We start from the raw sequence: 24,113 nt of genomic DNA on the forward strand, positions 1-24,113 counted from the left end.
TAAGTTTACACCTGAATCACATATAGGTAAAATACATATATCGAATAGTTTTCATTCCTTTTCATTATACTTGCTCTTACCTTTGAACATATACGGATGCTGTCCAAGCAGAAGGAGACGACCCTCATGGATCTTAAACATTTGAATTATTTTGTCGCCGTCGCAGAAGCAGGCAGCTTCACGCAAGCTGCACGCAAGCTTCATGTTACGCAGCCTTCTTTATCGAAAATGGTACGTTTGCTGGAGGAAGACCTCGGCGTGCAGCTCATCGACCGCTCCGCCAAACAGATTGAACTGACGGATGCCGGTCTAACCATCCTCCGCTCGGCCAAGCATATTATTCAGTCGTTCGAGCATATGTCAAGCGAGCTTGAAGAGGTCGCCAAACTAAAAAAAGGAATGCTCCGACTCGGCATTCCCCCAATGGTAGGCGGTTATTTTCTTCCGTCCATTATTGAAAAATTTTTGACCCACTATCCGCAGATACGACTGCAAGTCATTGAACAAGGCGGCAAAAGCTTAGAGCAGGATATTTTGCAGGGCGAGCTCGATTTCAGCATGGTCATCCTCCCTGTCAAAGATGTGGAGAAATATCATGTTCTTCCCTGCATGAACGAAAACCTGCGCCTTGTCGTTCACGCCGGCCATAAGCTTGCTTCAGAGCCATCCATTCGGATGGATCAGCTGGAACATGAGTCCTTCATTATGTTTCGTGAAGACTTTACGATCCACCATCTGATCAAAGAGCAGTGCACGGCGGCTGGCTTCGAGCCAAAAGTCGTGTTTGAAAGCTCCCAGTGGGACTTCATGACGGAAATGGTCGCTGCAAAATACGGCATTACGCTTTTGCCAGAGCGCGTATGCATGCAGCTTGACCCAAAACGCTTCGCTTCCGTATCCATAGTCCAGCCGTCGATCCCCTGGCAATTATCGATGATCTGGAAGAAGGACAAGTACTTGTCCTTCGCATCGAAAGAGTGGATTCGGTTCATGGAAAACGAGCTCCAGAATAACAAATAACTTATAAAATGCCCGCCAGCCCATGTTGGTTCGACTTTAAAAGCCCATGGCGGACTCAAAGATTATTTCAACACATATTTCTCTCGCAGATCCTCACGCAAAGTTACAGCCGAATCCTCTCTAATGTAATGGCAAACGTATGAGCGGCGCCAGCGGTCTTTGCTGCGGTTGCGATTGGAGGAATGGATCAGCAGCTCATGGAAAAATAAAATATCACCTTTCTCCATTATGACTGGGATTTGCTCATTTAGATCAATGCCTTCCGTCTCTTCCGTCCACTCTTCATGCTCCTCGAGATTTTTCACCTTGCCATGCGGCAGCAGCCCTAGCTTATGCGTGCCCGGAATCACCCATAGGCAGCCATTCTCGGCATCAACCTTCTCTTCCATCGCTATCCATGCCGCAACCATCGTCATGGGATCATTTTTGATATAATAGTAGTCTTGATGTGCAGCTTGGCCTGGTGAGCCCGGTTCCTTGTAGAAATACATGCTCTGCACGCACACAGCCTCTTTCTCCATAAGCTGTGCAAGCGTTCCGCGTACGAGCGGCAGCTTCATGACCTGCCTTGAGAAACTGTCATGCTGATGAGGGTTGAACAGCCGTGTCGAGAAACGTGCTTTCTCTGAGGTTCGAGCAAAGTCAGGCGTCTCTTCCAGCGGAGCCGAACGCATCTCATAAATATGTCTATTAAAAGCATCAATTAAGTCGCCGCTGCAGCCTTTTTTTATTAAAATATAACCGTCTCTCTTGTATTGCTCAAGCTGTTCGTTGGATAATGGTTTTAAAAGCTCGTTTGGTAAGGTAATCATTGCAAACATCCCCTCTTCCATAAGTGAATGTGACCGGTGAATGTATACCCTGTCACTATACGTAAATCTTACGGTGGAAGGCCGTCATCAGCAATGGCTATAATTATCGTTCTTGTGTCTGAGATTGATATTCTCATGGAGGAGATATACAACCTTTTTACATACAGATGTTATTACATAGACAAGGGAGTTCAGGTTATGAGTACTAGACAAAATTTGCAACGCGGGGTTGAATTGATTGGTTTGCTTGCTGCTTGTTGGTTTGCAGTGTATGCCAACAATGGGACAAGCGGGGTATGTGTGCATTTATTTTATTTTCCGATTATTTTAGCCGCTAGATTCTGGGGATGGAGAGGCGGAGCAGCTGTTGGACTGTTAGGAGCGATTTCATTAGGGCCATGGATGCAGCAAAATATTCATTTGAACCTTGATCAAACGACGTTCAATTGGACGATCCGTATTTTCTTCTTTATCGGATTCGGTGCTTTTACCGGGATGTTATTTGCTATTTTAAAAAATAGCCGAAACCACATTCTGCTCCAAAATGCCGAGCTGGAACAAAAAAACGAAGAAATCATTAATCAAAAAAACGACATGGAGCAGCAGAGGAATGAAATCGAAAAAACGAAAGATCAAATCAAACAATTCGGCACCGAAATTATTAAAGTGCTGGCGCAAGCGATTGAAACCAGAGACCCTTTTACCAATGGTCATAGCCAGCGAGTAGCCGAGCTAGCCTATATTATTGGCGATCGTATGGGACTTAGCGAACGTGAGCTGCTGAGCTTGAAGTGGTCCGCCCTTGCTCATGACATTGGGAAAATAAACATACCTGAGCATATTTTAAACAAAGAAGGACGATTAACGGAGATTGAATACGAAACGATAAAGAAGCATACGGAGCATGGCAAGCGCGTGCTGTCCGGCATTCAATATGCGGAAAACGTGATAGATGGCAACGGTTATCGGGACGGGTTAACCGGCGAGCTGAATGCGCTTCAAACGCGCATCATCGGGGTATGTGACGTTTGGGATGCGCTGACCTCCAACAGAGCCTATCGCAAGGCTATGACGGATGAAGAGGCGATGACGATTATGATAGCGGGCAGAGACGTCCATTTTGATGCGGAGGTACTCGATATTTTGCTCGATTTTGTTAAAGAACAAGGAGTCGATTAATTGGGGTTATACGGCGGTTTATCAGCTCATTTGGCGGGGCTTGCGTAGAAATAAGTCATATTTCTATACTTATTATTCGAATTTGAGCTAGTTGGTGTGAAATAGAGCTAGTTTCTAGCTCTATTTCCATCAGTTAGCGGCTCTATGTTTAATGAAATGCCTTAGCTTGGCCTAATAATCCGTTTCTCTTTAGCAGCCTTCAGCCAGCTTGGAAATTCATTTAACAGCCAATCGTACAGCCTTTCATCCGATATGGCTGCAATATCATCAATATGGACGAAATTCGCATTATCCACGATCCGCCCCTCCATCGTATCAAGCTGCTTCAGCACCTCGAAGTCAGAATGGCCGATCCCGACAAACTGCCAGAAGATCGGTTGAACGCAGCGTTGATGATGACCTTCTTGATTGGCTTCACAACGCCCCCGTTATTAATAAAGATAATAAATACAGACGTTTCGCTATCCTCCTCCACCGTATATTTACGAATGACATCCTCCATGACCGGTGGCTCGTTATTGCGTTCAAACTTATGTTTGGCATGGTTGCTTCTTAACCAAATAAACCGATCAGCCAAGGGGCAGCTAGAAGCGTAACGAATGCGGTGACCATCATCGCAATGCCTGCAACCGAGCCGGTAACCGCATCATATTCAAGCGCTTTGCTAATACCGGCGGAATGAGCGCTTGTTCCAAATAAAACTCCGCGCGCGATGGCACTTTTGATCCCGAACCATTTCACGATAAGCGGTCCTGCAATTAAGCCTATTAGGCCTGTTAGGAGTGTAGCAATTGCCGTGATTGTCGGCACGCCGCCAATGGAGCTGGATATTGAGATCGCAATGGGCGTTGTTGCCGAGCGTGGGGCTAGACTCTCCATAATGTCTGGCTCTAGTCCAAATAAATAGGCTAAGCCTGCTGAACTCAGTATGGCGATGACAGCGCCGGCGGTAACGCTGGTTGCAATGGCCCAGCCATTTTTTTTCAAAATGTCCAAATGCCGATACAGCGTCATTGCCAGTGCAATCGTAGCAGGCTCAACCAGCTTCGTCAGCCACCCCGCTCCTTCATCATATTGATCAAAAGAAACGCCGCTAAGCTGCGTCGCAAGAATGACAACGATAGGCGCAACGAGCAGCGGCGTCAGATAAACCTTCGGATAAGCGCGGTACAATTTCTTTGCGGCCCAATAGACGGCAATCGTGCCGCATAACCAACCTATAGCTTGGATCATCTCGCTTCCTCGCCTCGTTTCACGGCCAATCGTTCACCGATCAGCCCCGCAAACAGCATAACCGCAATCGTGCTAATGAATATCGAGAGAAAAATAAATATACCGCTATGGATGACTAAGCTTTTGTAATTCGTAATGCCAACCGCAGCAGGAATAAAAAATAACAGCATCTCCGCCAGCAGCCATTTTGAGCCTAATTCGATCCACTCCATGCGGATTACTTTTAGCTGCAGCAAGGAAAATAAGATGACAATGCCAACGATGCTGCCCGAAACCGGCAAATGCAGCCATGCGACGATCGCATCCGATAGCTGCGCCAGTACAATAAATAGGAGGACCTGTACCGCTGTTTTTAGCATCTTCCCCATGATGACTCCACCTCTTCCACTACAAGAAGTATACAGAGTGAATCCTCATAGGTAAAATGAATATATCTTATGATTCGCATTCCATTTATCTATGTGAAGAGGTGACCGGATGGAAATCCGCCATTTGCAGTACATTGCTGAAATTGTCCGCTGCAACAGCTTTACCAAAGCGGCCGAAGCGCTGCACATTACCCAGCCTACGATTAGCAAAATGATCAAAAACCTGGAGAACGAGCTTAACTTTGAAGTGTTCGACCGCGACGGAAAGCCTATTAAGCTTACCGCTGCCGGCAAAGCCATCTATGATTATGCCGTGCCAATTCTAGAGCTGTTCGATAATTTGCAGACAGAAATTAATGATTTGACCTATTTAAAGAAAGGCAGCATCCGGATCGGACTGCCTCCGATGGCTGGTTCGAGCTTTTTTCCAAGCGTGCTAAAGAGCTTTCAGGATCGTTACCCCGGCATTGCGATAAAGCTGGCCGAAGACGGAGCGAAAAAAGTAGAGGAGCAAGTTGCGGAAGGGGCACTGGATGTGGGAGTTGTGTTATGGCCGGTTGACGAGACGCTGTTTGAATCCTTCCAGCTTGTCTCGGATCGGTTAAAAGTCCTTCTCCATCCTTCGCATCCGCTTGCAGCCAGCAAGCAAATAACGCTTAACGAGCTGGCAAATGAGCGGTTTATTTTGTTCAACAGCGATTTCGCCCTGCATGACCGCATTATTAATGAGTGCCAAGCGATAGGCTTTGATCCGCATATCGTCTATGAAAGCTCGCAATGGGACTTTATCGGAGAAATGGTCGCAGAAAATCTAGGGATAGCGATGCTTCCAGAGCGAATATGCGCGCTGCTTGATTCCGCGAAAGTAAGCACGGTTCCGCTCGTTCAGCCTGTTATTCCTTGGCGCCTTGCGATGGTGTGGAAGCGGACGGGCTATCTCTCGTTAGCGACAAGAGAATGGATAGCTTTTAACAAAGAACGTTTTGCCTCACAGTAGCAGCATATTGCTTCCGCCATCTAAATGATCAGCTGACCTTTGCTCTCTGCTGGACTAATCGTTGCTTCCACGCCGGAGTTAAATGACAAAAAGTCGCTTTCCATGCCATCGCTAAAGATGACGCCATTCTCAGGCATTTGTGACGTAATGCGTAGCGGGCTTGCTTCATCGATCTGGCCAAAAACAAGCTCTGCGCCTGTTATTTTGCTAGCGAACGGCTCTCTCACTGAGAAATATAGGTAAGGCGAGTGACAAGCGAAGTCATTCCGGTCGAGCATATTCGGCGCAAGCGTTATTTGCTGATTGGTTGCGCTGCTGACGATTCCGGCTGCTCCGGTTAGAACGCTTTTAAACCAGCCTGTAGAGCCAAGCCCCGTGGAGACGATAATTCCGCTCGAGGATTGCTGCTCGATCCGATTGTTCTGCATTAGCGAATAACGGGCGGATACATGCGTTTTTTGCCCTACGAACAGATCGTTCACCCCATACAAAAGCTGTCCATCATTGAGCTCGACTTTGGCTAAGGTCACTTCTTTGATCTGGCGCCTTTGATTCAGCACATCAGGCACGATTAGTTTTAAATCGTTGACCGCAAACGGCAGGAGCACCCCATCCCAGCGCATCGGATCGGGGTTGACGCCGATTAGCGGCTGTTCTCTTAAATATTTCAGCGTATTGGCGACAAGACCATCCTGCCCAATGACGACAACAACATCCTGTTTGCCAAAAATAAAATTAGGCACATGCTCCCTTTCTACGATTTGCACGCGTCCCATTACACTCAGCTCCGCTGCCGCATGCGCGACAGCCTTCCGGTACCGTTCGTCCTCAGCGATATAATCGCCAAAGTCCGCTCCAAGCCGCTCGATGTAGAACTGCGCCTGCTGAACGGTATTGTAGCGAACGGCCAGCTCCTCCAGACGCGTCCTGCGCTTAATTAAAATTATTTTATGGCTGAGCATCGCTTCCTTCATCGGCTCCCTCCTCCCCCTTTATTTCCCGGCATTGCCAAATGCTCTGATCCCGACAGAAGCCCCTGCAATAAATCAGGAGTAATATTGAGCTGACCAATCTTCTCAGCCTTCTCCGCAATATCCTGAAATGCAATAGCAATCAATTTGCTTGGTTCCATGCCCAGGTTCGTCATCGCCTGCAGCACATAAGGCTGCGTACCGTTTATCGACTTCATAATGGCTGCAAGCTCATAGGCTTTGGCATCTGCTTCGGCATTTTTGTTCGCAACGGCAAGCTCAATCAACGCTCGCTTCTGTTCCTCAAGCGCCGTGTCAAAATGAAGCTGCTCTTCTTTCATTTCGTTTTGCTTCTGCTTTACCAGCCTCTCGGCATCCAGCTGTGTTTCTCTAATTTGCTTTTTCTTTGTTTCGATCGCGATTTCAGTGCTCAGTTCGTTCTCCTTAACACGTCGTTCCTGCTCAATCGAAGCATTGCGGCGCTCGTATAACGCTTCATCCGCATCACGAAGAATCTCCTCGCGTGCCTTCGCTTCAAGCGCTCGCATCGTCTCTTTGTTAGGCAGGATCGCAAGCACGGAAAGACCCATCAGCTCGATGCCAAGCTTCTCGATTTCCTCGCTCTCTTTAACTTCCCTTATCGTGCGGGCAACCAATCTTTCGCTTGATTGAATCGCCTCTTTTAAGGGCATTTGCTCCAGTTGTTTTTTGATCAATACCTTCACGAGATGAATGATGCGCTGTGCCAGCTTGTTTGGATCGTCAGAGAGGTACGTTTTCTTTTTTAGATGGTACGTATAATTTAAAATTTGCGTCGTTTTCCTGTAATCGACAATGCGATAAGTCAATTGACCCTGCACCGTAACGGTCTGGTAGTCATGTGTAATCTCTTCGAACATAAACGGAACGTCAATTGAGGACACAGGCACGACAACCACCGAAGTAGTCGGCTCATAATAATAAAAGGAGAGGCCAACCCCCTCTTGGACGACCTTCCCGTTTTGCACCTTTAACACATACTCGCTTGGCTGAAATTTGACGAAACGAAATCCGAACATCAAAATGACCTCACTTTCGATTGGGTTTGGATAATTGTTTATATTTCAAATATATCAAATTGATATTATCAATACGATAACATCGATTTCCAATACTGTCAATATGAAAGTATCACGATCTAATCATAAAAGCTATGGCTTAAGTCCCCCTCCTAAATATCCATTTCTTGCAAAGTATTCGTTTACAAAAGGACTAATTTATTATAAAATTCTTAATAACGAACACCATGTTCGTAACTAATGTATTGTCGGGAGGTGTTGATGTCATGTCCAAATTCAAAAAAGTTTTATGCCTTACCTTGCTAATAGGCGTATGTATGTTCCCGGCTTCCGCATTTGCTTCATCTAGCCATTCATTTTCTGATGACAAGAAAACCTTTTTCTCCAGCATTCTATCCGTTTTCTCGGGGTCAAAAAGCAACAGCAATCAGAATAGTAACAATAATTATCAAAACAACAATAATAATAAAAACAACAATCAATCCAATAAACATAAGGTCGATAAGGATTGGAACTCCAAGGGTTGGTTTGATTGGTGGGATGATGATGACTGGTGGGATGACATCTGTTGGTGGGACAAGAACAAAGATGATTCCTACAAAATTTGGGAGCGCTACTATTGTTATTAATCCGCCATTATTTGCAAAACCGTTGGCTGGCGCCGGCGGTTTTTTTATATTTCCCAAGCACGGCAGGCGGTGAAGCATGGCATCTTAAGCCGCTTCAAAGGCGGCATGCTATTGGTTTATTAAATACGGATAGGCGTCTAAAACAGATGTACGGGAAAGGTCTTCAAATTGTGAGCACGCCTGATCAAGGAACAACCGTCTCCTTCATCATCCCGAATAAATCAGCCAACAACAAAGAAAGCGACAGGAGCCTATAATGGCAATGTCGCTTTCTTTGTTGTTCGATTCGCCACCTGTATGCTAATAGCGATAAGCTTTGCAATGCAGTCTTACACCGAGAACTGCCACCCAATCGTCAAAAGCACGCATCATCCGTCCTGTTCGTTTCTCGTTCTTATAACCACGGTAATCCTTTAACAAGGGAACAAGCCAGCTGCTTAACGGAGAAGCCGCATTTCCGATGGAATAACGGATCTGACAGCCTTTGGCATGCGGTTTAAGCTCGTAATCGTTGCGGTACCACCAGCCTCCGAATACCGTAAAATGCCCGTTCGCTGCATCGATATCCATATACGCTACGCGAATGGCTGCCGCTTCATCGCCCGTATAAATCGTAAACAGCTGCGGGCCTCCCTTCACCTGCAAAGTGCCGCCGCTTCCACTTGCACCCGTCAAGAGCAGCGGCAAATGGCTCGCTGTTATCCGGCCTATAGGCATTGTCGATAGATAACTCACAACCTCTTCGTATGGTTTCTCTATAATTCCCGTGTAAGAGATGATTTCCTTCAACGCCATAGCCCCCAATGAAAATATGTATCTTCATTTTGACAGAATTTTTCATGCTAACACTCGCACCTCAGCTCGATTTCTTCTCCGCCTTAAGGCGGAGAAGAAATAAAAAAACCATTCGAGCGTAAGCCCAAACGGTTTTGCCAATAGCAATTAATGCTTTCTCTTATAATAGGTAATCGCAAGCGCAAGGGCAAGAACGGAGCCCTTCACGATATCCATCGCGTAGTAAGGTACGGACAGCATAATAAGTCCGTTTGACAAAATGCCGATCAATACAGCGCCCGCAAATGTGCCAAAGGCGTTCGGCTTGCCTGCTCCTAGTACAGAATAACCGATAAATGCAGCCGCTACCGCATCCATCAAATAAGGCCCGCCGGCATTCACTTCCGCATTCATGACACGCGCGCCTAGGATGATGCCGCCAATCGCAGCAAACAGTGCTGAAATTAAATAGGCAAACAACCGGTATCTGCTAACCGCGATGCCTGACAGCTTCGCCGCTTCTTGATTGCCGCCAATCATATACATATAACGGCCGTGCTTCGTATACGTCAGAAAGAGATGAACAATAACGACGATAAGCAGCATAATGATTATGATCCAAGGAACTTGTCCAAGCTTGCCGAACAGCTTCGGTATTTGTCCAGTGGCAAAGTCTCCGCTTGGCATGACCATATTTTGCGAAATGGTTGCCCCTCTAGTGTAGGTTAGCGCCACCCCTTGGAAGACGAACATCGTTGCAAGCGTCATGAGCATATCTTGAATTTTAAAATTAATGACGAGAAAAGCGTTTATTAGACCAACGACTAGACAGAACGCAATGGTGACCGCGATGCCGAGCCCAAAGCTTTGACCGTGCCATACGTACATCGAAATGACAAGTGCATTGGCAAGCGATGCTACAGAACCTACCGACAGGTCAAAGCCGCCAACTGCTAAAGAGACGGTAAGGCCAATCGCAATGATCGTCACAATCGAGATTGAGCGTAAAATGTTGATAATATTAGCCGTGCTAAGAAAGTTGTCTGTAACGGTGCCAAAAAATACGACCAGCAGCAAAATGGTAATCAGCGTGCCATACTTGTACAAAAAATCAACGAATTGAAACGGTTTTTTCTCCCGAATGGAATCGGCAGCATTCATGTTAACAAGCCTCCAGTACTGTATAGCAATATCTCTTCCTCGTTCGTGCTTCGTGTCTCCAGCTCTTTAATAACTTCGCCGTCATACATGACATAGATGCGGTCCGTTATGCCGATCATCTCGGACATCTCGCTCGACGCATACAAAATACATTTCCCGCGCTTCGCAAGCTCTGCAACCAACTCATAAATATCCCGCTTAGCGCCAACGTCAACACCTTTGGTCGGTTCGTCGAATATATAAACATCCGCGTCAGCAAGGAGCCACTTTCCGATAGCTACCTTCTGCTGGTTTCCGCCGGAGAGGTTTTTCACTTTCGCTTGCCCGTTTGGCGTCTTGATGCCGAGACTTTGAATGATCTCGCCAGCGGCTTTCTTTTCCTTCGCTTTGCTAAGCCATGCGCCCCATCCCGTAAATCGGGCTAACACAGCAGCGGTCAAATTGTCGCTTACCGACTCCTCAACAAAAACACCCTCACGTCTCCGCTCTTCCGGGACGAGTGCGATACCGTTTTTTACGGCTTGATAAGGCGTCCGATTGGTTAAGCGTCTCTTATTGATAGATAACTCGGCAGAAGAGCCCGGCACTGCACCGAATAAAACACGGCAAAGCTCCGTTTTGCCAGCGCCAACCAAACCGGCAATTCCGACGATTTCCCCCTTGCAGATATGTAAATCAACACCGTTAACTTTATCCTGATCGCGAATGCCCTTAGCTTCAAACCACTTCTCGCCTACGGTAATTGTTGGTTTCGGGAACTGTCTGTCCAGCTTCTCCCCAAGCATATATTCCACGACTTTATGCTGATCTACGTTCGAGAGATGCTCTCGTATAACGAGCTGCCCATCCCTCATGATCGTAATATCGTCACAAATCTCGTAAAGCTCCGGCAAACGGTGCGAAATAAAGATAATACCGACGCCTTCCGATTTTAATAGGCGAATAAGATTGAATAGCTGCTCAGTCTCACTATGGCTAAGCGGTGCGGTTGGCTCATCGAGCACAAGGAAGCGGCATTGCTTCGAGATCGAGCGGGCAATCAGCACCATTTGCTTCTCGGCAAGCGTAAGATCTTGAACGAGCTTTTTCGTTGGGACCTTCACATTCATTCGGTCTAAAATGCTCTGCGCCGATCGGTGCAGCTGCTTCCAATGAATAAGCTGCTTGCTTCCCATATCATGCACGGTATGCTCCAGCATAATATTTTCGCCTACGGACAAAATCGGAATTAGCGCCGTATCCACCTCTTGATAAACGACCTGAATGCCGTTATCCTTCGCATCCTTCGGCGTGCGGATTCGGACCTCCTTGCCATCGATCAGGATGCTCCCTGTATAATGATCATGCGCCCCGGCAAGCACCTTCATGAGCGTGGACTTCCCTGCGCCGTTAGCTCCGATCAAAGCATGCGCCCTTCCGGCAGAAGTATGAAAATCAACATCGGTCAATGCCTTAACGCCTGGAAAGGCGATCGATATCCGTTTCATTTCCAGTCGGCTTGCCTTCGAGTCTATCAACAGACCCACCTTCCTCTCCAAACAGGATAGAGCGCCCTTATCCACTTGGACAAGGGCGCTATTTTAAAAATCTATTATACCATTATTTATGAATTATTTGCCGTTTGCGCTTTTTAAAGATTTCATCCACTCTTCTTCAAAAGCATCCGAAGTGCCCCAGCCTGGAATAATGTCTGCCAAGGTAACCATGTTAACCGGCTCGCTCGATTTTTTCAGGCCCTCTTGATCGATAAGCGCAGCTTCCAAATTGTAGGTGGAAGGCGTTTCTTCGCCAGCGATTTTTTTGGCTAGCAGCCTCACGTTCACCGCACCGATCATTTTTGGATCAACAGCCGCTGTAGCTGCCCATGGGCTGTTCTCTTCTTGCATGATTTGCAAGTCAGCGTTCGAAACGTCAATGCCGTAAATTTTGATTTCTGTGCGGCCCGCTTCAATCAGCGCTCTTGCCGCACCGATTGCAAATGCGTCCCATGTTGCAAAAATCGCGTCAATCTCGCCTTTTGGATGCTTGGTAAGCATAGCAGCAACCGCATTTTGCGTATCAACCGATGTATTTGCGTTCGCTACGCCAAATCGTTCAACTTCCTTGATGCCTGGATATTTCGCAAGCGTATCTTGATAAACCTTGTTGCGGCGAACCATCGGCGGGAAACCGTCTACCCATAGATAAACGATTTTTGCTTCCTCGCCTTTTTCTTTCACGAGCTGATCCAGTGAAAATTGCGCAAGCGCCTCATCATCCTGGGATGTCAAGGTCACGCCTGGAATAGCGGACAATTCGCCAACGGAGTCAAACGCAACTACTGGGATTCCTTTGTCCGTCAGCTTCTTTACCGCATCCACTGTTGCCGGGTCATCGCCATGCGAGATTACAACGCCGTCATAACCGCCATCGGTCGCTTGTGCGATTGCATCGTGGAATTTAGCAGTGTCGCCATTTGCAGAGAACGTATCGACTTTAAAGCCGAGCGATTCGCCTTCTTGTTTGGCACCGACCAAAAATTGCGCCGTATGGTCATCTCCGCCGATTTTGCGGATAACCATCAATTTAATTTCATCCTTAGCAGCAATAGCCGCTGGAAGATTTTCGATATTTTGGGCACCTTCACTGACAGTGCCTCCTTTTGAATTGCCATTCGAGCTTTCTGTTTTTCCTTGTCCGCAGCCGGTTGCAATTAACGCAATCGCAAGCAGCAAGCCAAAAACCATACGAAATTGCTTGTTAATCATTCTGACTTCTCCCCTTATGTATAAATATGACTATTATCATAAGTAATCCTATAGGATATTCAATTTTACGTCAAGATAAAGATGCCGACTAACAAGCAAAAAAATGATAAAATATAAGGGGACAAACAGAAAGGCGGAGATTTTATGGTACAGGTACATCCTTTTATTATTGAGCCAATCACGTACATAGCCTTCGAAAACGAAGCGGAGCAAATAGAGAAATGCAAGGAATGGAGCTTGCTGTCGGAGAAGGCGTCGAAGTCAAAAGCATTTTTCTACAAAGGCAACGGCATGAATCTTGCTTGCAGCATTGTGGGCTACGTCGATAGGATGACTGCTGTCATCTCATTTGACAACGAACAAAAACACTGCATTCACCCCTCCTACCTGAAGGAAATGCAAGCTGCCAACTATGGTCAGAGAAGCTCTGCCATTGCGGATGAAGCTGCTTCCTCAGATCCAGTTGAGGCTGTATCCATTGAAGCAGAAGCTAGCTCGCCTAATGAAACCGTGCTGGAGCCGCAGCCGGAAGCAGTTGCTCCAGCGGAAGAATCGAAGCAGCAAGAGCCTGAAGCACAAGCGCCGCCAAAAGGGAAAGCGAAGAAGGAAAAAACGCCTAAGCTGCAGCTTCCCGAAGAAAAAGTGAAAATGTCAGCTACGGTGAAGGAATTTACGACTGTGCCTAACAATTTCTCCGATACGGAGGATGAAGTGGTCATCTATGAAGCGGTGTCCATAGCAGATCCAGCAACCGACGTCGGCGTCGCTTGGTCGAGCCACAGCGCCACTCTCAAAAAATTCGAGCTTGAAATCGGGGATACGATCCATTTTGAAGGGAAAATTGTAGCCAAAAAGCTCACAAAGCACCCCATTCCCTACAAAATTAACAATCCGGCAAAAATTCAAAAAGAGACATCCGAATCTTAATCGAAGGATGTCTCAAAAGTATTGATTGCGCTGGAGAGATAGCCCGCTTTGAACAAAAAAGTTAGTAAGCATGAAAAATAGCGGTACAGGGGCTGTCCCTGTACCGCTTTTTTCTTTACTGTTTTTGAAACAGCCACTTCCATTTGATTATCCGACGCCATAAGTCACCTTACGGACTAAATATTCCAACTTCTCGTTCATAGCCGTGTCATCTGCTCCTATAAAGGCTTGTGAGGAAAGCAATTGCAGCTTTTTAATTTGATAATAGTCGAAAATAGCTCCTCTAAGCGTCAGCTGATGTTTCATCAAATAGAGCGAATCCAGCAGGTTTCTAAACATCAGCTCATCCTGGATGATCATTAAAGACGCATTAAGCTTATTAAAAACGGCAGCTTCCGCCCCTTTTTCGTATAGCTCTTTAAGACGGCCATTCCGCTCGCCAACCGCAACCTGAATTCGGCCGAACAACTCCGGATATACCTCATTCAGATCATTGTAAAAAACATCGGTGCCGTAATTGGCGATCAGCAGCGTTTGCGAGAACGACTTTTGAAAGCCTGCTATAAACGACCCGCTTCCATCCGTCAGCTCCTTGTCCGCTTCTATTATATAAGCAATAAAATTTTCGACCAAACGCTGGATGACTTCGTCCTTAGACGAGAAATACTTATAGAGTGTTGCCTTCGATAGATCCATATGTTTAGCGATATCATCCATTCGCATCTGTTCAAATCCATTCGTTTTGATTGGATTCAAAATACGGGATATAAACTTAAGCTTTATCGTCTCGTCCGAGTAACGAGAGGCTGCTTCTTCTTTTGGCTTCAATTCCGCTCACACTCGCTTCCTACGCTCCAGTATACACAGATATTTGATTTTAATAAATAAAACAAGACGAAGTAAACTCATTCACATATTTTGAGTTTACTTCGTCTAACTGATCGTATATGCTAGTTGGGTAGTTTAAACGTTGCTGCTTCCACCAAAAAGGAGGGATTCCTCGTGTTAACAAGAAAATTAGGCGATTTACAGGTTTCAGCGCTTGGGTTAGGCTGCATGGGCATGTCACCGGATTATTACGGCGCGCGTGATGAGTCGGAATCGCTTCTCACGCTGCAATATGCGCTAGAACATGGCGTAAACTTTTGGGATACGGCTGATGTATATGGCCGCGGCCACAATGAGACGCTGCTGTCGCGAATACTAAAGGATCGCCGAGACGATATCGTTCTAGCAACAAAGTTTGGCTTTGTCGTGAAGGACGGCAAGCTTGGCGTTGACGGCACGGCTAAACATGTCAGAGAATCTTGCGAAGGCAGCTTAAAGCGACTCGGCGTTGATCATATCGATCTTTACTATTTGCATAGAGTTGATCCGAATACGCCGATTGAAGAAACGGTCGGCGCAATGGCCGAGCTTGTAAAGGAAGGAAAGGTTCGCCACCTTGGATTGTCTGAGGTATCCGGCGATACGCTGCGGCGCGCCCATAACATCCACCCCATTGCAGCGGTGCAATCGGAATACTCGCTATGGAGCCGTGATATCGAAGAGACGACATTCCTTGCTTGCAGAGAGCTAGGCGTAGGCATCGTTCCTTATAGCCCGCTAGGACGCGGTTTCCTTACGGGGCAATTCAAGAAATTCGAAGATTTTGCTGAAAATGATTTTCGGCGCGGCGTTCCACGGTTTCAAGGCGATAACTTTCAAAAAAACCTCGACATCGTTTCCGAGGTAGAGAGCATCGCGATGGAGAAGGGCGTAAAACCCGCTTCCCTTGCGCTCGCTTGGGTTCTTGCGCAAGGTACGGATATCGTTCCGATTCCAGGTACGACGCGCAGACATAATTTGCAGACCAATATCGACGCCTTGAGCATTGAACTTACGACTGAGGAACGCCGCCGAATCGATTCCATTGCCGATCGTATAGAAGGCAATCGTTATTCCGAGCAAGGAATGAGCTTCACGAATTTATAAATAAGCGGTCAACGATAAAGAGGCTGCTGCGTTAAACCTTTGAATGGTCTAATGCAGCAGCCTCTTATTTTATCGCTTGATCTAGAATTATGCCGATTAACGAATGCGGTAGCTAAGATCATTCCAACGAAGCTCGTTGCGAATGCCGCGAACGGACGAGTGCTTATCGATCACGACGGTCTCGATGCCGACCTGATCAGCCCAATCCACAAGCTGCTCCGTTGTTACAACATAGGAGAAGACGGTATGGTGAGCGCCGCCTGCATAAATCCAGCTTTCCGCTGCTTCACGAAGCGATGGCTCAGGCTTCCATAATACACGGGCAACCGGTAGCTTCGGCATATCGTGAGTCGGCTTCACGGCATCCACTTGGTTAATGATCAAGCGGAAGCGGTTGCCGAGATCAATGAGCGAAGCATTAAGCGCCGCACCGGAGCGTCCGTCGAATACGATACGCGCTGGATCAGCCTTGCCGCCGATGCCAAGCGGATGAACTTCGATTTTTGGACGGCTGTCCGCAATCGTCGGACACACCTCAAGCATATGGGAGCCAAGAACAAGCTCGTTGCCTTCCTCCAAATGATACGTGTAATCCTCCATAAAGGAAGTACCTTTGTTGTTAGCAATCAGCTTCATCAGACGGGTAAGCGCGGAGGTTTTCCAATCGCCCTCGCCGCCGAACCCATAGCCTTGCTCCATCAGGCGTTGAACCGCTAAGCCTGGAAGCTGCTTCATGCCATGCAAATCTTCGAAGGAAGTCGTAAATGCCGAGAAGCCGCCCTCTTGCAGGAACGCTTTGAGGCCAAGCTCAATACGGGCTTGTTCGCCAATGGAAGCCAAAGAAGCTGCATTGCCGCGCGTTTCGGAGGAAATATCGTACTGATCATTGTACTCCTCTAGCAGCTGCTTCACTTCAGCGTCTGAAACCTCGTTCATCCGAGCAACCAGATCGCCAATGCCGTAACCGTTGATCGACCAGCCAAATTTTATTTGCGCTTCCACTTTGTCGCCTTCCGTTACCGACACTTGGCGCATATTATCGCCAAATCGGGCAACCTTCAAATGGCGTCCTTCGTTTACGGCAATCGCCGTACCCATCCAGCTAGCAATGCGCGAGCGGGTAACGCCGTCTTCCCAGTGCCCTGTTACGACTTTGCGTTCAAGGCCAAGACGGGAAAAAATATGGCCATACTCGCGGTCTCCATGCGCCGATTGATTCGTATTCATGAAATCCATATCAATCGTATCCCATGGAATATCGCGATTAAACTGTGTATGAAGATGAAGCAGCGGCTTGCGAAGCTCCGATAAGCCATGAATCCACATTTTAGCCGGTGAGAATGTATGCATCCATGTGATGAGGCCAGCACAGCTCTCGTCCGCTTTCGCTTCTATACAAAGCTTGTAAATTTCTTCAGGAGTTGTAACTACAGGTTTAAATACGATCTCGGAGGCAAAAACAGAATCTTCGTTCAACGCCGCCGTAATGATGCGTGAATGCTGTGCAACTTCCTCTAATGTTTCTGGACCGTACAAGTGTTGACTACCGGTAACAAACCAAAATTGATAAGGCTTAACTTGTAGCATTTGAATGGTTCCTCCTTAAGTATACTCATAAATGCATGAATCACACGCATTAACTTGTACGGACATTAGCGCTAGTTATCACTGGTATGACGGAGCACTTGTACATACAACTTGACGTACGTTTATCATACTCCGAAAGGTAAAGGTTTTCAATATCATTCCTCAATAAAATTAAAAACGGTTGTTAGATTTGTTCCAAACGATAGGTATAGCCGCAAAAGGAGCAGCGAAATAGAACGCTTTTGTCACCAATCGTGAAGGTTAACCGCTCATCGTCCTCGATCTCGATATACTCTCTTCCCTGCTCGTCCCGATCTCCCGTTGCAAACATAGCCGTTTTATTTCCGCACTCGCATTCAAAATTCATCATGATAGTGTTGCTCCTCTTAATATGTAATGGTAGTGAAATATTTCGTATCGATCTGAGATAAAATAGGAAAACAGCCGCCCTCTCCACTACTTTCGAATAAATACCAGCCTCCAATTGCTGTGGTTTCATTGCTTCATCGTGTTAGCTTCGATATAATTAGCGATGACATTATTATATTACAAAAACAACGTCAAGGAAGGGTTACGAAAAACATGTACATAGCAGATAAATGGGTTGATTACGAGGTCATAGATACGGGAGACGGAGATAAGCTCGAACGCTGGGGCAACTATACGCTCAGACGTCCAGATCCGCAAATCATTTGGCCGATCAAAAATGAAACAGGCCTGTGGAAAAAAGCAGACGGCCATTACCATCGGAGCAATTCCGGCGGAGGCCAATGGTCGATGAATCCTACGCTTCCTGAACGCTGGACGATTTCGTATGGCGAGCTTAACTTTCACATTAAGCCGACTAACTTCAAGCATACCGGCTTATTCCCGGAGCAAGCAGTTAACTGGAGCTGGATGATGGACAAGATCAGATCGGCAGGCCGTCCAATCCGCGTGCTGAATCTTTTTGCATACTCAGGGGGCGCTACCGTTGCTGCTGCCGCTGCAGGCGCGGAAGTTTGCCACGTTGACGCAGCCAAAGGGATGGTTCAGTGGGCGAAGGATAACGCTCAGCTGTCAGGACTGGAATCCGCGCCAATCCGTTATATTACAGACGATGTATTTAAATTTGTGCAGCGTGAGCAGCGCCGAGGCAAGCAATACGATGCGATCATTATGGACCCTCCTTCCTATGGACGCGGTCCAAACGGCGAGACGTGGAAGCTTGAAGAAAATCTGTTTCCGTTTCTGCAATCTTGTACGTCTATCTTATCCGACAATCCGCTGTTTCTATTGATTAACTCTTATACGACAGGCTTATCGCCTTCTGTGCTGCATAATCTGCTGCACATGACGATGAATGACAAATACGGCGGCGAAATTAATTGCGGCGAGATCGGTTTGCCGATTACGAAGTCCGGCCTAAACCTGCCTTGCGGAATATTGGGACGTTGGGAGTCTAAGTAATGGCCATCACCGTTTTATTTGAAGATAATCATGTGCTGGCGGTCGTCAAGCCGCCTGGCATTCTCTCACAAGAGGATGACACAGGCGATGCAGACATGCTGACGCTGCTTAAACAGGATTTAAAAGAGCGACACAACAAGCCGGGAAACGTATTTCTCGGCCTCGTTCATCGTCTTGACCGCATGGTTGGCGGCGTGATGGTTTTTGCCAAAACCTCGAAAGCAGCCTCCAGATTGTCTGAATCCGTTCGCAGCCGCCATTTTGGCAAAACTTACGTCTGCGTGGTGCAAGGCGTTCCAAGCAAGCCGCATGCAAGGCTGACGCATTATATCCGCAAGGATAATAAGCAAAATCAGGTCACCGTTTTTAATAAGCCGACGAATGATGCGAAGGAAGCCATTTTAGATTACGAGGTTGCAGCTGTTAGCGGGCGGTATTCATTAATTGCCGTTAAGCTCCATACAGGCAGGCCTCATCAAATACGAGCCCAAATGGCGCACATCGGCTGTCCGCTCGTAGGCGATCTAAAGTACGGCGCAAAGCCAACTGCCGGCATGAGCGACATCGCACTATGGTCAACCTCGGTTTCAGCTCCTCATCCCGTTACGAAGGAATGGATCAGCTTCCGCTCTATACCGAGCGGTTCGGATGTATGGACCTGGTGGTCTGCCGAGCAGCTTGAAGCTGCGTCCAAAATGTTAAGCGATGCGTAACCGGACGGACATGCACAAGACGCGCCGCAAAAGACACCGAAAAATCCAATCCGTTTTATTAGTGCTAAGCTTAATTGGTTTGTTGATTATTTTTTTGATGCCCTACGTTATCGATAGGGCTTCTCCACCTGCTATTCCGGCAGCGACCACTGTGACCACACCTAATGAAATAGCTATTGTGACGCCATCTCCATCCCCTTCTCCGCCGCCAACCGAACCACCAGAGCCTGAATTTGCAGATGCGGTATGGATGGCAGTAGGCGATGTCATGATGCATACGCCGCAACTTCCCGGAGCTTATGACAAAAAGACGAACCGCTATAACTTCAATCCTTTTTTCAAAGCGGTTAAGCCTATTTTGGAACAAGGGGACTGGGTTATTGCCAATCTCGAGACACCGATTGCCGGCGTAGAGTTCGGCTACAAAGGGTACCCGCAATTCAACGCGCCTGTTGAGCTTGGAGAAGCACTAAAGAACGCAGGCTTTAACCTCATTACGAACGCAAACAATCATTCTCTGGATCAAGGCGAATCGGGCATACTGCGTACGCTTGAAAATTTAAAGAAACTTGGCCTCCCGTCCAAAGGAACTGCCGCATCGCAAGAGGAAGCCGACAAGCTTGTCTTATCAGAGAAAAACGGCATTGTGATGGGACTGCTTGCATACACGTATGGAACGAACGGCATTCCTGTTCCTGAAGGCAAACCTTATCTGATCTCGTTAATCGATGAGCAAAAAATAAAAGCCGATATTGCAGAGCTTCGTGAAGCTGGCGCCGATTTTATTACGGTATCCCTTCATTTCGGTACCGAGTACCAGACAGCGCCAAATGACGAGCAGAAGCGTCTGGCCAGAGCGCTTATCGCAGCTGGGGCAGATATCGTTGCAGGCTCTCATCCCCATGTCGTACAGCCGTATGAGGTCGTTGAAGCAACCGAAGAAAATGGCCATTTAAGAAAAGGACTTATTATTTATTCTATGGGTAATTTTATTTCCAATCAGCGGGGCGAAACGAAGGATTACGGAGTTATATTCAAAGTGAATGTTCGTAAAAATATAACGGACGGTACCATTGACCTCACCGAGATCGAATCGATTCCGACATGGGTGCATCGCTATAAGCCGGATCATGCATTCCGCTATCGTATTTTGCCTATTGAAGAAACGATCACCGCTGCAAGCGACACCTTGCTAACACAAGCCGACTACGATATGCTCCAAAAAAATTACGATATGCTGCGCAATCGGCTCGATTCCATGAAAAAAACAGAGTAGCTCGCAGAAACTTACAAATTGGCTACTTTGCCAAGCAAATAAACAAGCAGCTGTTGATTATGAGAGGAAATGCGGTCCAACGATTGTTCGATCATTTCGGTCCGAATCGTTGTACCGCGCTCCGCTTCCGCTTTGCCCTTCTCCGATACAGACACCCACACGATTCTTCGATCATTATCATCCCTTGTGCGTTCAATAAGCCCATTTTTCTCCATACGGTCAAGCAGCGTCGTTATTGCAGCAGGCGTGGTCGCTAAATATTGAAGCAAATCCGATGGTTTCATAGGTTGATGCTGCAGCAATAAATCTAGCACGTTCAGCTGGCCTTCCGTCAAAGGAGCAAGCGACTGCTCTAAATTGTTTTTCCATTCCCGCGAAAGCTTCGTCCATAATCGAGTAAATTCTCCAGATACCATAGCTTACACCCGCTCCCTGTCAATTTACATCTATTTGCTATTCATTATAGCAGTCTTTAATGTCGAATTAAAGATTAACCCAATTAATAATTTGCGATATTAATCGATACAATAACGAACATTGTGACAGCGTTAGACATACAATGTGGCGAAGGCCCAGAGCTATGTCTATTTTTGCTTAAATAGTAAGGAGCGTGAACCCAGTGGAAGAAAGAAAAGCGATCATTATTCAAAAAATTAAAAGTTATGGCATCATAAAAGACCCACAATGGCTGGACCGCCCGGATGAGCTGGTACCATTGTGGGTCATGCTTGAAGCTATATTGGAAGTGATCGAACGTTTTGACCCGCCTAATCGCCCTTTTGACTAGAATCTAATAGAGAGCGTGCAAGCGTATTCGTGATCACATCATTTTTCTCGACGGGGAACACGAGCTTACCTATCGCTTTACGCTCTTCAATTGGCGCTTTCTCAGAGGCTGCAACCAGCTTCGCACCTGAAGTCGTAATGGCCACGATTTCTTTGGCCTCCCTGCAATAATAAGCACCAACCAGCGATGCGCCGTTCGGACGGACGCGCTTGCCTTCCTTGAACTCAAACGTTTGGACACCCTTGCCGCCTCTTCCCTGGATCGGATAATCCAGCAGGAGCGATCGTTTGGCATAGCCGATATCCGTAATGACGAGCACTTCGCCCTCGTCCTCTGCAACACGTTCCGCGGCAATGATCTCATCGCCATCCTTGAGCTGTATGCCCCTGACGCCAGTCGCCACTCTTCCCATCGGATTAATCTCGGACTCTGCAAAACGAATGCTCATGCCTTGCTTCGTGACCAGCATCAATTGCTTCGTGCTGTCGCTCAACACGACGCGGATAACCTCGTCGCCCTCAGAAACCTTGCAGGCTGCAACGGCAGTTGATCTCGTTGTTGCGTATTCCTTAAGCTCCGTCCGCTTCACCTGTCCTTTTTTGGTAACGAAGAATAACGAAGCGCTGGAGGCAGCTATATCCTTAATCGGAATGACACTCACGATCGAATCGTCCTTCGGCATCGGAACGACGTTTACGATTGCGGTACCTGTTTCCTTCCATTTGAATTCCGGAATTTGATGGACAGGCAATAAATAATATTGCCCTTTCTTCGTAAACAGCAGCAAATTGTCAATCGTATTGACCTCAAGCAGCTCTCTTACGAAGTCGCCTTCCTTCACTCCTGTATTTTGCCGCTCTCCGCCTGATCTGGTGAACGATAACATGCTTGTCCGTTTTACGTAGCCGTCTTGGCTAAGCGTAACGAGAACATCCTCAGCTGTAACAAGCACTTCAAGGTTAACCTTCAGCTCCTCGATTTCTCCGCGAAGATCGGAACGCCGGTCAATGCCGTATTTCGTTTGGATTTCAAGAAGCTCGTCCTTAATTACGCCAATCAGCTTCTTGTCGCTCGCCAAGATCGATTTCAAGTAAGCGATCTTCTTCATCGCTTCCTTCAGTTCTTTCTCAAGCGTCGTAATTTCAAGGTTCGTTAATCGGTACAGCTGCAACGTAAGAATCGCATCCGCTTGGCGTGCGGTGAAGCCGAACTTCGCAATCAGGTTATCCTGTGCGTCGCCGCGGTTTTTCGAGGCTTTGATCGTTGCAATAACCTCGTCCAAAATATTGAGCGCCTTTACTAGACCTTCGACGACATGCGCCCGATCCTCAGCCTTCTCGAGATCGTACTTCGTGCGGAAAGTTACGACTTCCTTCTGATGCTCGATATAGGCGGATAAGATTTGTTTCAAGCCAAGCTGCATCGGCGTTTTGTTCACGATTGCGACCATATTGAAGCTGTAGGCTACCTGTAGATCTGTTTTCTTGAACAAATAAGCCAAAATGCCCTGCGCGTCCGCATCCTTCTTAAATTCCACTACGATGCGAAGGCCATTGCGCCCGCTTTCGTCGCGAACCTCTGCGATCCCTTCGACCTTCTTCTCCAGACGAATGTTTTCCATCGCGGTAACGAGTCTGGATTTTACGACCTGGTACGGAATATCAGTAATGACGAGCTGCTGCTTGCCTCCGCGCATTTCCTCGATCGCGGTTTTGGCACGTATATAAATACGGCCTTTTCCGGTCGCGTAAGCGTCCCGGATGCCTTCTTCGCCCATGATTATGCCGCCGGTAGGAAAATCCGGGCCCTTCACATAGGTCATAAGCTCCTCAAGCGTAAGCTCAGGGCTTCCCATAAGCGCGATACAAGCGTCTATAACCTCTCGCAGGTTATGGGGCGGTATTTCCGTGGCAAAGCCGGCAGAGATGCCGCTGGTCCCGTTAACGAGCAGGTTAGGGTACCGCGACGGCAGCACAACCGGCTCCTTCGTCGTATTATCGAAATTATCTTTGAATTGAACCGTTCTTTTCTCAATATCACGCAGCAGCTCCATCGCGATCGGCGATAAGCGCGCTTCCGTATAACGCATAGCCGCTGCCGGATCATCATCCTGCGAGCCCCAGTTGCCGTGACCGTCTACGAGCGGATGCCCCATCTTCCATGGCTGCGCCATCCGTACCATACCCTCGTAGATGGATGAATCACCGTGCGGGTGATAGTTACCCATAACGTCGCCGACCGTCTTAGCCGATTTCCGGTATTGCTTATCCGGCGTATTGCCTGAATCGTACATCGCATATAGAATACGCCGCTGCACCGGCTTTAAGCCATCGCGAACGTCAGGAATGGCACGATCCTGAATAATATACTTTGAATAGCGTCCGAAGCGGTCTCCTACAACCTCCTCCAAAAACGCCGGTAAAAACTGTTCCAGCATACTCATGCAGAATT

At 47.4% G+C, this 24,113-nt stretch carries 25 protein-coding genes and 1 pseudogene; 11 read left to right on the plus strand and 15 right to left on the minus strand.

Annotation, left to right across the window (positions count from 1 at the left end; translation table 11 throughout):
- Nucleotides 1-126: 126 nt before the first annotated feature.
- A complete protein-coding gene (locus tag A7975_RS06335; RefSeq protein WP_065384518.1) occupies nt 127-1,020 on the plus strand; it encodes a LysR family transcriptional regulator in 894 nt (297 codons plus the stop codon).
- A gap of 62 nt (nt 1,021-1,082) precedes the next feature.
- On the opposite strand, the gene A7975_RS06340 is transcribed toward A7975_RS06335, so the two are convergent.
- Nucleotides 1,083-1,832, minus strand: a complete 750-nt coding sequence (locus A7975_RS06340) for a phytanoyl-CoA dioxygenase family protein (RefSeq protein WP_053376304.1) — start codon at nt 1,830-1,832, stop codon at nt 1,083-1,085.
- Nucleotides 1,833-2,030: 198 nt separating this feature from the next.
- On the opposite strand from A7975_RS06340, the gene A7975_RS06345 reads away from it, so the two are divergent.
- On the plus strand, nt 2,031-3,011 hold the full coding sequence (locus A7975_RS06345; RefSeq protein WP_053376305.1) for an HD-GYP domain-containing protein: 981 nt from the start codon (nt 2,031-2,033) through the stop codon (nt 3,009-3,011).
- 161 nt (nt 3,012-3,172) lie between these two features.
- On the opposite strand, the pseudogene A7975_RS32860 reads toward A7975_RS06345, so the two are convergent.
- The 3 genes and pseudogenes from A7975_RS32860 to A7975_RS06355 form a co-directional block, all read right to left on the minus strand.
- Nucleotides 3,173-3,588 (minus strand): annotated as a pseudogene (locus A7975_RS32860) (VWA domain-containing protein).
- Entirely contained in the window at nt 3,564-4,244 is a 681-nt protein-coding gene (locus A7975_RS06350; protein WP_065384520.1) for an LrgB family protein, read from the minus strand. Before A7975_RS06350 ends, A7975_RS32860 begins: the two are co-directional and overlap by 25 nt.
- Nucleotides 4,241-4,612: a CidA/LrgA family protein gene (locus A7975_RS06355; RefSeq protein ID WP_065384521.1), complete on the minus strand. Its 372-nt coding sequence runs from the start codon at nt 4,610-4,612 to the stop codon at nt 4,241-4,243. Before A7975_RS06355 ends, A7975_RS06350 begins: the two co-directional genes overlap by 4 nt.
- Nucleotides 4,613-4,721: 109 nt before the next feature.
- Between A7975_RS06355 and A7975_RS06360 the strand changes: the two genes are divergently transcribed.
- A complete protein-coding gene (locus A7975_RS06360; protein ID WP_065384522.1) occupies nt 4,722-5,609 on the plus strand; it encodes a LysR family transcriptional regulator in 888 nt (295 codons plus the stop codon).
- A 20-nt stretch (nt 5,610-5,629) separates the two neighbouring features.
- Here A7975_RS06360 and A7975_RS06365 read toward each other — a convergent pair whose 3' ends face one another.
- Nucleotides 5,630-6,583 (minus strand): diacylglycerol kinase catalytic domain-containing protein, encoded by a 954-nt coding sequence (locus A7975_RS06365; protein WP_065384523.1) that lies wholly within the window; start codon nt 6,581-6,583, stop codon nt 5,630-5,632.
- Entirely contained in the window at nt 6,580-7,638 is a 1,059-nt protein-coding gene (locus tag A7975_RS06370; protein ID WP_053376310.1) for an SPFH domain-containing protein, read from the minus strand. Before A7975_RS06370 ends, A7975_RS06365 begins: the two co-directional genes overlap by 4 nt.
- A 266-nt stretch (nt 7,639-7,904) precedes the next feature.
- Here A7975_RS06370 and A7975_RS06375 point away from each other — a divergent pair, with 266 nt between their 5' ends.
- Together A7975_RS06375 and A7975_RS06380 are read left to right on the plus strand one after the other, a co-directional pair.
- Nucleotides 7,905-8,267 carry a hypothetical protein gene (locus A7975_RS06375; protein WP_065384524.1) on the plus strand — a complete coding sequence of 121 codons (363 nt, stop codon included), beginning with the start codon at nt 7,905-7,907 and terminating at the stop codon, nt 8,265-8,267.
- Entirely contained in the window at nt 8,258-8,524 is a 267-nt protein-coding gene (locus tag A7975_RS06380; RefSeq protein WP_065384525.1) for an ATP-binding protein, read from the plus strand. The genes A7975_RS06375 and A7975_RS06380 overlap by 10 nt, the downstream gene beginning before the upstream one ends.
- A 43-nt stretch (nt 8,525-8,567) precedes the next feature.
- Here the strand turns inward: A7975_RS06380 and A7975_RS06385 are convergent, their stop codons facing one another.
- From A7975_RS06385 to A7975_RS06400, 4 genes are all read right to left on the minus strand, one after another.
- On the minus strand, nt 8,568-9,056 hold the full coding sequence (locus tag A7975_RS06385) for a hypothetical protein (RefSeq protein WP_053376313.1): 489 nt from the start codon (nt 9,054-9,056) through the stop codon (nt 8,568-8,570).
- Nucleotides 9,057-9,209: 153 nt separating this feature from the next.
- The gene (locus A7975_RS06390; RefSeq protein WP_065384526.1) at nt 9,210-10,202 is read right to left on the minus strand and encodes an ABC transporter permease; all 993 of its coding nucleotides are present in this window, start codon (nt 10,200-10,202) and stop codon (nt 9,210-9,212) included.
- The gene (locus A7975_RS06395) at nt 10,199-11,689 is read right to left on the minus strand and encodes a sugar ABC transporter ATP-binding protein (RefSeq protein ID WP_065384847.1); all 1,491 of its coding nucleotides are present in this window, start codon (nt 11,687-11,689) and stop codon (nt 10,199-10,201) included. Before A7975_RS06395 ends, A7975_RS06390 begins: the two co-directional genes overlap by 4 nt.
- 123 nt (nt 11,690-11,812) lie before the next feature.
- Complete coding sequence (locus A7975_RS06400; RefSeq protein ID WP_065384527.1) at nt 11,813-12,949, minus strand: sugar ABC transporter substrate-binding protein; 1,137 nt, start codon at nt 12,947-12,949, stop codon at nt 11,813-11,815.
- A gap of 144 nt (nt 12,950-13,093) precedes the next feature.
- Between A7975_RS06400 and A7975_RS06405 the strand changes: the two genes are divergently transcribed.
- Nucleotides 13,094-13,876 carry a hypothetical protein gene (locus tag A7975_RS06405; protein ID WP_065384528.1) on the plus strand — a complete coding sequence of 261 codons (783 nt, stop codon included), beginning with the start codon at nt 13,094-13,096 and terminating at the stop codon, nt 13,874-13,876.
- Nucleotides 13,877-14,023: 147 nt separating this feature from the next.
- On the opposite strand, the gene A7975_RS06410 is transcribed toward A7975_RS06405, so the two are convergent.
- Complete coding sequence (locus A7975_RS06410) at nt 14,024-14,704, minus strand: TetR/AcrR family transcriptional regulator (protein WP_082197998.1); 681 nt, start codon at nt 14,702-14,704, stop codon at nt 14,024-14,026.
- 174 nt (nt 14,705-14,878) lie between these two features.
- On the opposite strand from A7975_RS06410, the gene A7975_RS06415 reads away from it, so the two are divergent.
- Nucleotides 14,879-15,850, plus strand: a complete 972-nt coding sequence (locus A7975_RS06415) for an aldo/keto reductase (protein ID WP_065384529.1) — start codon at nt 14,879-14,881, stop codon at nt 15,848-15,850.
- Nucleotides 15,851-15,946: 96 nt separating this feature from the next.
- On the opposite strand, the gene araA is transcribed toward A7975_RS06415, so the two are convergent.
- Nucleotides 15,947-17,437 (minus strand): L-arabinose isomerase, encoded by a 1,491-nt coding sequence (gene araA / locus A7975_RS06420; RefSeq protein ID WP_065384530.1) that lies wholly within the window; start codon nt 17,435-17,437, stop codon nt 15,947-15,949.
- Between the two features lie 184 nt (nt 17,438-17,621).
- The gene (locus A7975_RS06425; RefSeq protein WP_053376320.1) at nt 17,622-17,807 is read right to left on the minus strand and encodes a hypothetical protein; all 186 of its coding nucleotides are present in this window, start codon (nt 17,805-17,807) and stop codon (nt 17,622-17,624) included.
- Nucleotides 17,808-18,019: 212 nt separating this feature from the next.
- Here A7975_RS06425 and A7975_RS06430 point away from each other — a divergent pair, with 212 nt between their 5' ends.
- The 3 genes from A7975_RS06430 (at nt 18,020) to A7975_RS06440 (ending at nt 20,875) form a co-directional block, all read left to right on the plus strand.
- A complete protein-coding gene (locus A7975_RS06430; RefSeq protein WP_065384531.1) occupies nt 18,020-18,886 on the plus strand; it encodes a class I SAM-dependent methyltransferase in 867 nt (288 codons plus the stop codon).
- Complete coding sequence (locus tag A7975_RS06435; RefSeq protein WP_065384532.1) at nt 18,886-19,599, plus strand: RluA family pseudouridine synthase; 714 nt, start codon at nt 18,886-18,888, stop codon at nt 19,597-19,599. The genes A7975_RS06430 and A7975_RS06435 overlap by 1 nt, the downstream gene beginning before the upstream one ends.
- A 151-nt stretch (nt 19,600-19,750) precedes the next feature.
- Nucleotides 19,751-20,875, plus strand: coding sequence for a CapA family protein (locus A7975_RS06440; protein WP_255314188.1), 1,125 nt, complete (start codon nt 19,751-19,753; stop codon nt 20,873-20,875).
- An 11-nt stretch (nt 20,876-20,886) separates the two neighbouring features.
- Here the strand turns inward: A7975_RS06440 and A7975_RS06445 are convergent, their stop codons facing one another.
- Entirely contained in the window at nt 20,887-21,291 is a 405-nt protein-coding gene (locus A7975_RS06445) for a MarR family winged helix-turn-helix transcriptional regulator (RefSeq protein ID WP_053376323.1), read from the minus strand.
- 203 nt (nt 21,292-21,494) lie between these two features.
- On the opposite strand from A7975_RS06445, the gene A7975_RS34010 reads away from it, so the two are divergent.
- Nucleotides 21,495-21,662 (plus strand): hypothetical protein, encoded by a 168-nt coding sequence (locus tag A7975_RS34010; RefSeq protein WP_176707673.1) that lies wholly within the window; start codon nt 21,495-21,497, stop codon nt 21,660-21,662.
- Here the strand turns inward: A7975_RS34010 and gyrA are convergent.
- Nucleotides 21,643-24,105, minus strand: a complete 2,463-nt coding sequence (gyrA, locus tag A7975_RS06450; protein ID WP_065384533.1) for a DNA gyrase subunit A — start codon at nt 24,103-24,105, stop codon at nt 21,643-21,645. The genes A7975_RS34010 and gyrA overlap by 20 nt on opposite strands.
- Nucleotides 24,106-24,113 lie beyond the last annotated feature (8 nt).

Source organism: Bacillus sp. FJAT-26390 (genome assembly GCF_001682865.1).
Taxonomy (GTDB): Bacteria; Bacillota; Bacilli; order Paenibacillales; family Paenibacillaceae; genus Pristimantibacillus.

What these genes read in the sequence shown, in the direction of transcription:
- A7975_RS06335 (WP_065384518.1), top strand. Translation starts at nt 127, where the DNA reads ATGGATCTTAAACATTTGAATTATTTTGTCGCCGTCGCAGAAGCAGGC.
- A7975_RS06340 (WP_053376304.1), bottom strand. Translation starts at nt 1,832, where the DNA reads ATGATTACCTTACCAAACGAGCTTTTAAAACCATTATCCAACGAACAG.
- A7975_RS06345 (WP_053376305.1), top strand. Translation starts at nt 2,031, where the DNA reads ATGAGTACTAGACAAAATTTGCAACGCGGGGTTGAATTGATTGGTTTG.
- A7975_RS06350 (WP_065384520.1), bottom strand. Translation starts at nt 4,244, where the DNA reads ATGATCCAAGCTATAGGTTGGTTATGCGGCACGATTGCCGTCTATTGG.
- A7975_RS06355 (WP_065384521.1), bottom strand. Translation starts at nt 4,612, where the DNA reads ATGGGGAAGATGCTAAAAACAGCGGTACAGGTCCTCCTATTTATTGTA.
- A7975_RS06360 (WP_065384522.1), top strand. Translation starts at nt 4,722, where the DNA reads ATGGAAATCCGCCATTTGCAGTACATTGCTGAAATTGTCCGCTGCAAC.
- A7975_RS06365 (WP_065384523.1), bottom strand. Translation starts at nt 6,583, where the DNA reads ATGAAGGAAGCGATGCTCAGCCATAAAATAATTTTAATTAAGCGCAGG.
- A7975_RS06370 (WP_053376310.1), bottom strand. Translation starts at nt 7,638, where the DNA reads ATGTTCGGATTTCGTTTCGTCAAATTTCAGCCAAGCGAGTATGTGTTA.
- A7975_RS06375 (WP_065384524.1), top strand. Translation starts at nt 7,905, where the DNA reads ATGTCCAAATTCAAAAAAGTTTTATGCCTTACCTTGCTAATAGGCGTA.
- A7975_RS06390 (WP_065384526.1), bottom strand. Translation starts at nt 10,202, where the DNA reads ATGAATGCTGCCGATTCCATTCGGGAGAAAAAACCGTTTCAATTCGTT.
- A7975_RS06395 (WP_065384847.1), bottom strand. Translation starts at nt 11,689, where the DNA reads ATGAAACGGATATCGATCGCCTTTCCAGGCGTTAAGGCATTGACCGAT.
- A7975_RS06400 (WP_065384527.1), bottom strand. Translation starts at nt 12,949, where the DNA reads ATGATTAACAAGCAATTTCGTATGGTTTTTGGCTTGCTGCTTGCGATT.
- A7975_RS06405 (WP_065384528.1), top strand. Translation starts at nt 13,094, where the DNA reads ATGGTACAGGTACATCCTTTTATTATTGAGCCAATCACGTACATAGCC.
- araA (WP_065384530.1), bottom strand. Translation starts at nt 17,437, where the DNA reads ATGCTACAAGTTAAGCCTTATCAATTTTGGTTTGTTACCGGTAGTCAA.
- A7975_RS06425 (WP_053376320.1), bottom strand. Translation starts at nt 17,807, where the DNA reads ATGATGAATTTTGAATGCGAGTGCGGAAATAAAACGGCTATGTTTGCA.
- A7975_RS06430 (WP_065384531.1), top strand. Translation starts at nt 18,020, where the DNA reads ATGTACATAGCAGATAAATGGGTTGATTACGAGGTCATAGATACGGGA.
- A7975_RS06435 (WP_065384532.1), top strand. Translation starts at nt 18,886, where the DNA reads ATGGCCATCACCGTTTTATTTGAAGATAATCATGTGCTGGCGGTCGTC.
- A7975_RS06445 (WP_053376323.1), bottom strand. Translation starts at nt 21,291, where the DNA reads ATGGTATCTGGAGAATTTACTCGATTATGGACGAAGCTTTCGCGGGAA.
- gyrA (WP_065384533.1), bottom strand. Translation starts at nt 24,105, where the DNA reads ATGAGTATGCTGGAACAGTTTTTACCGGCGTTTTTGGAGGAGGTTGTA.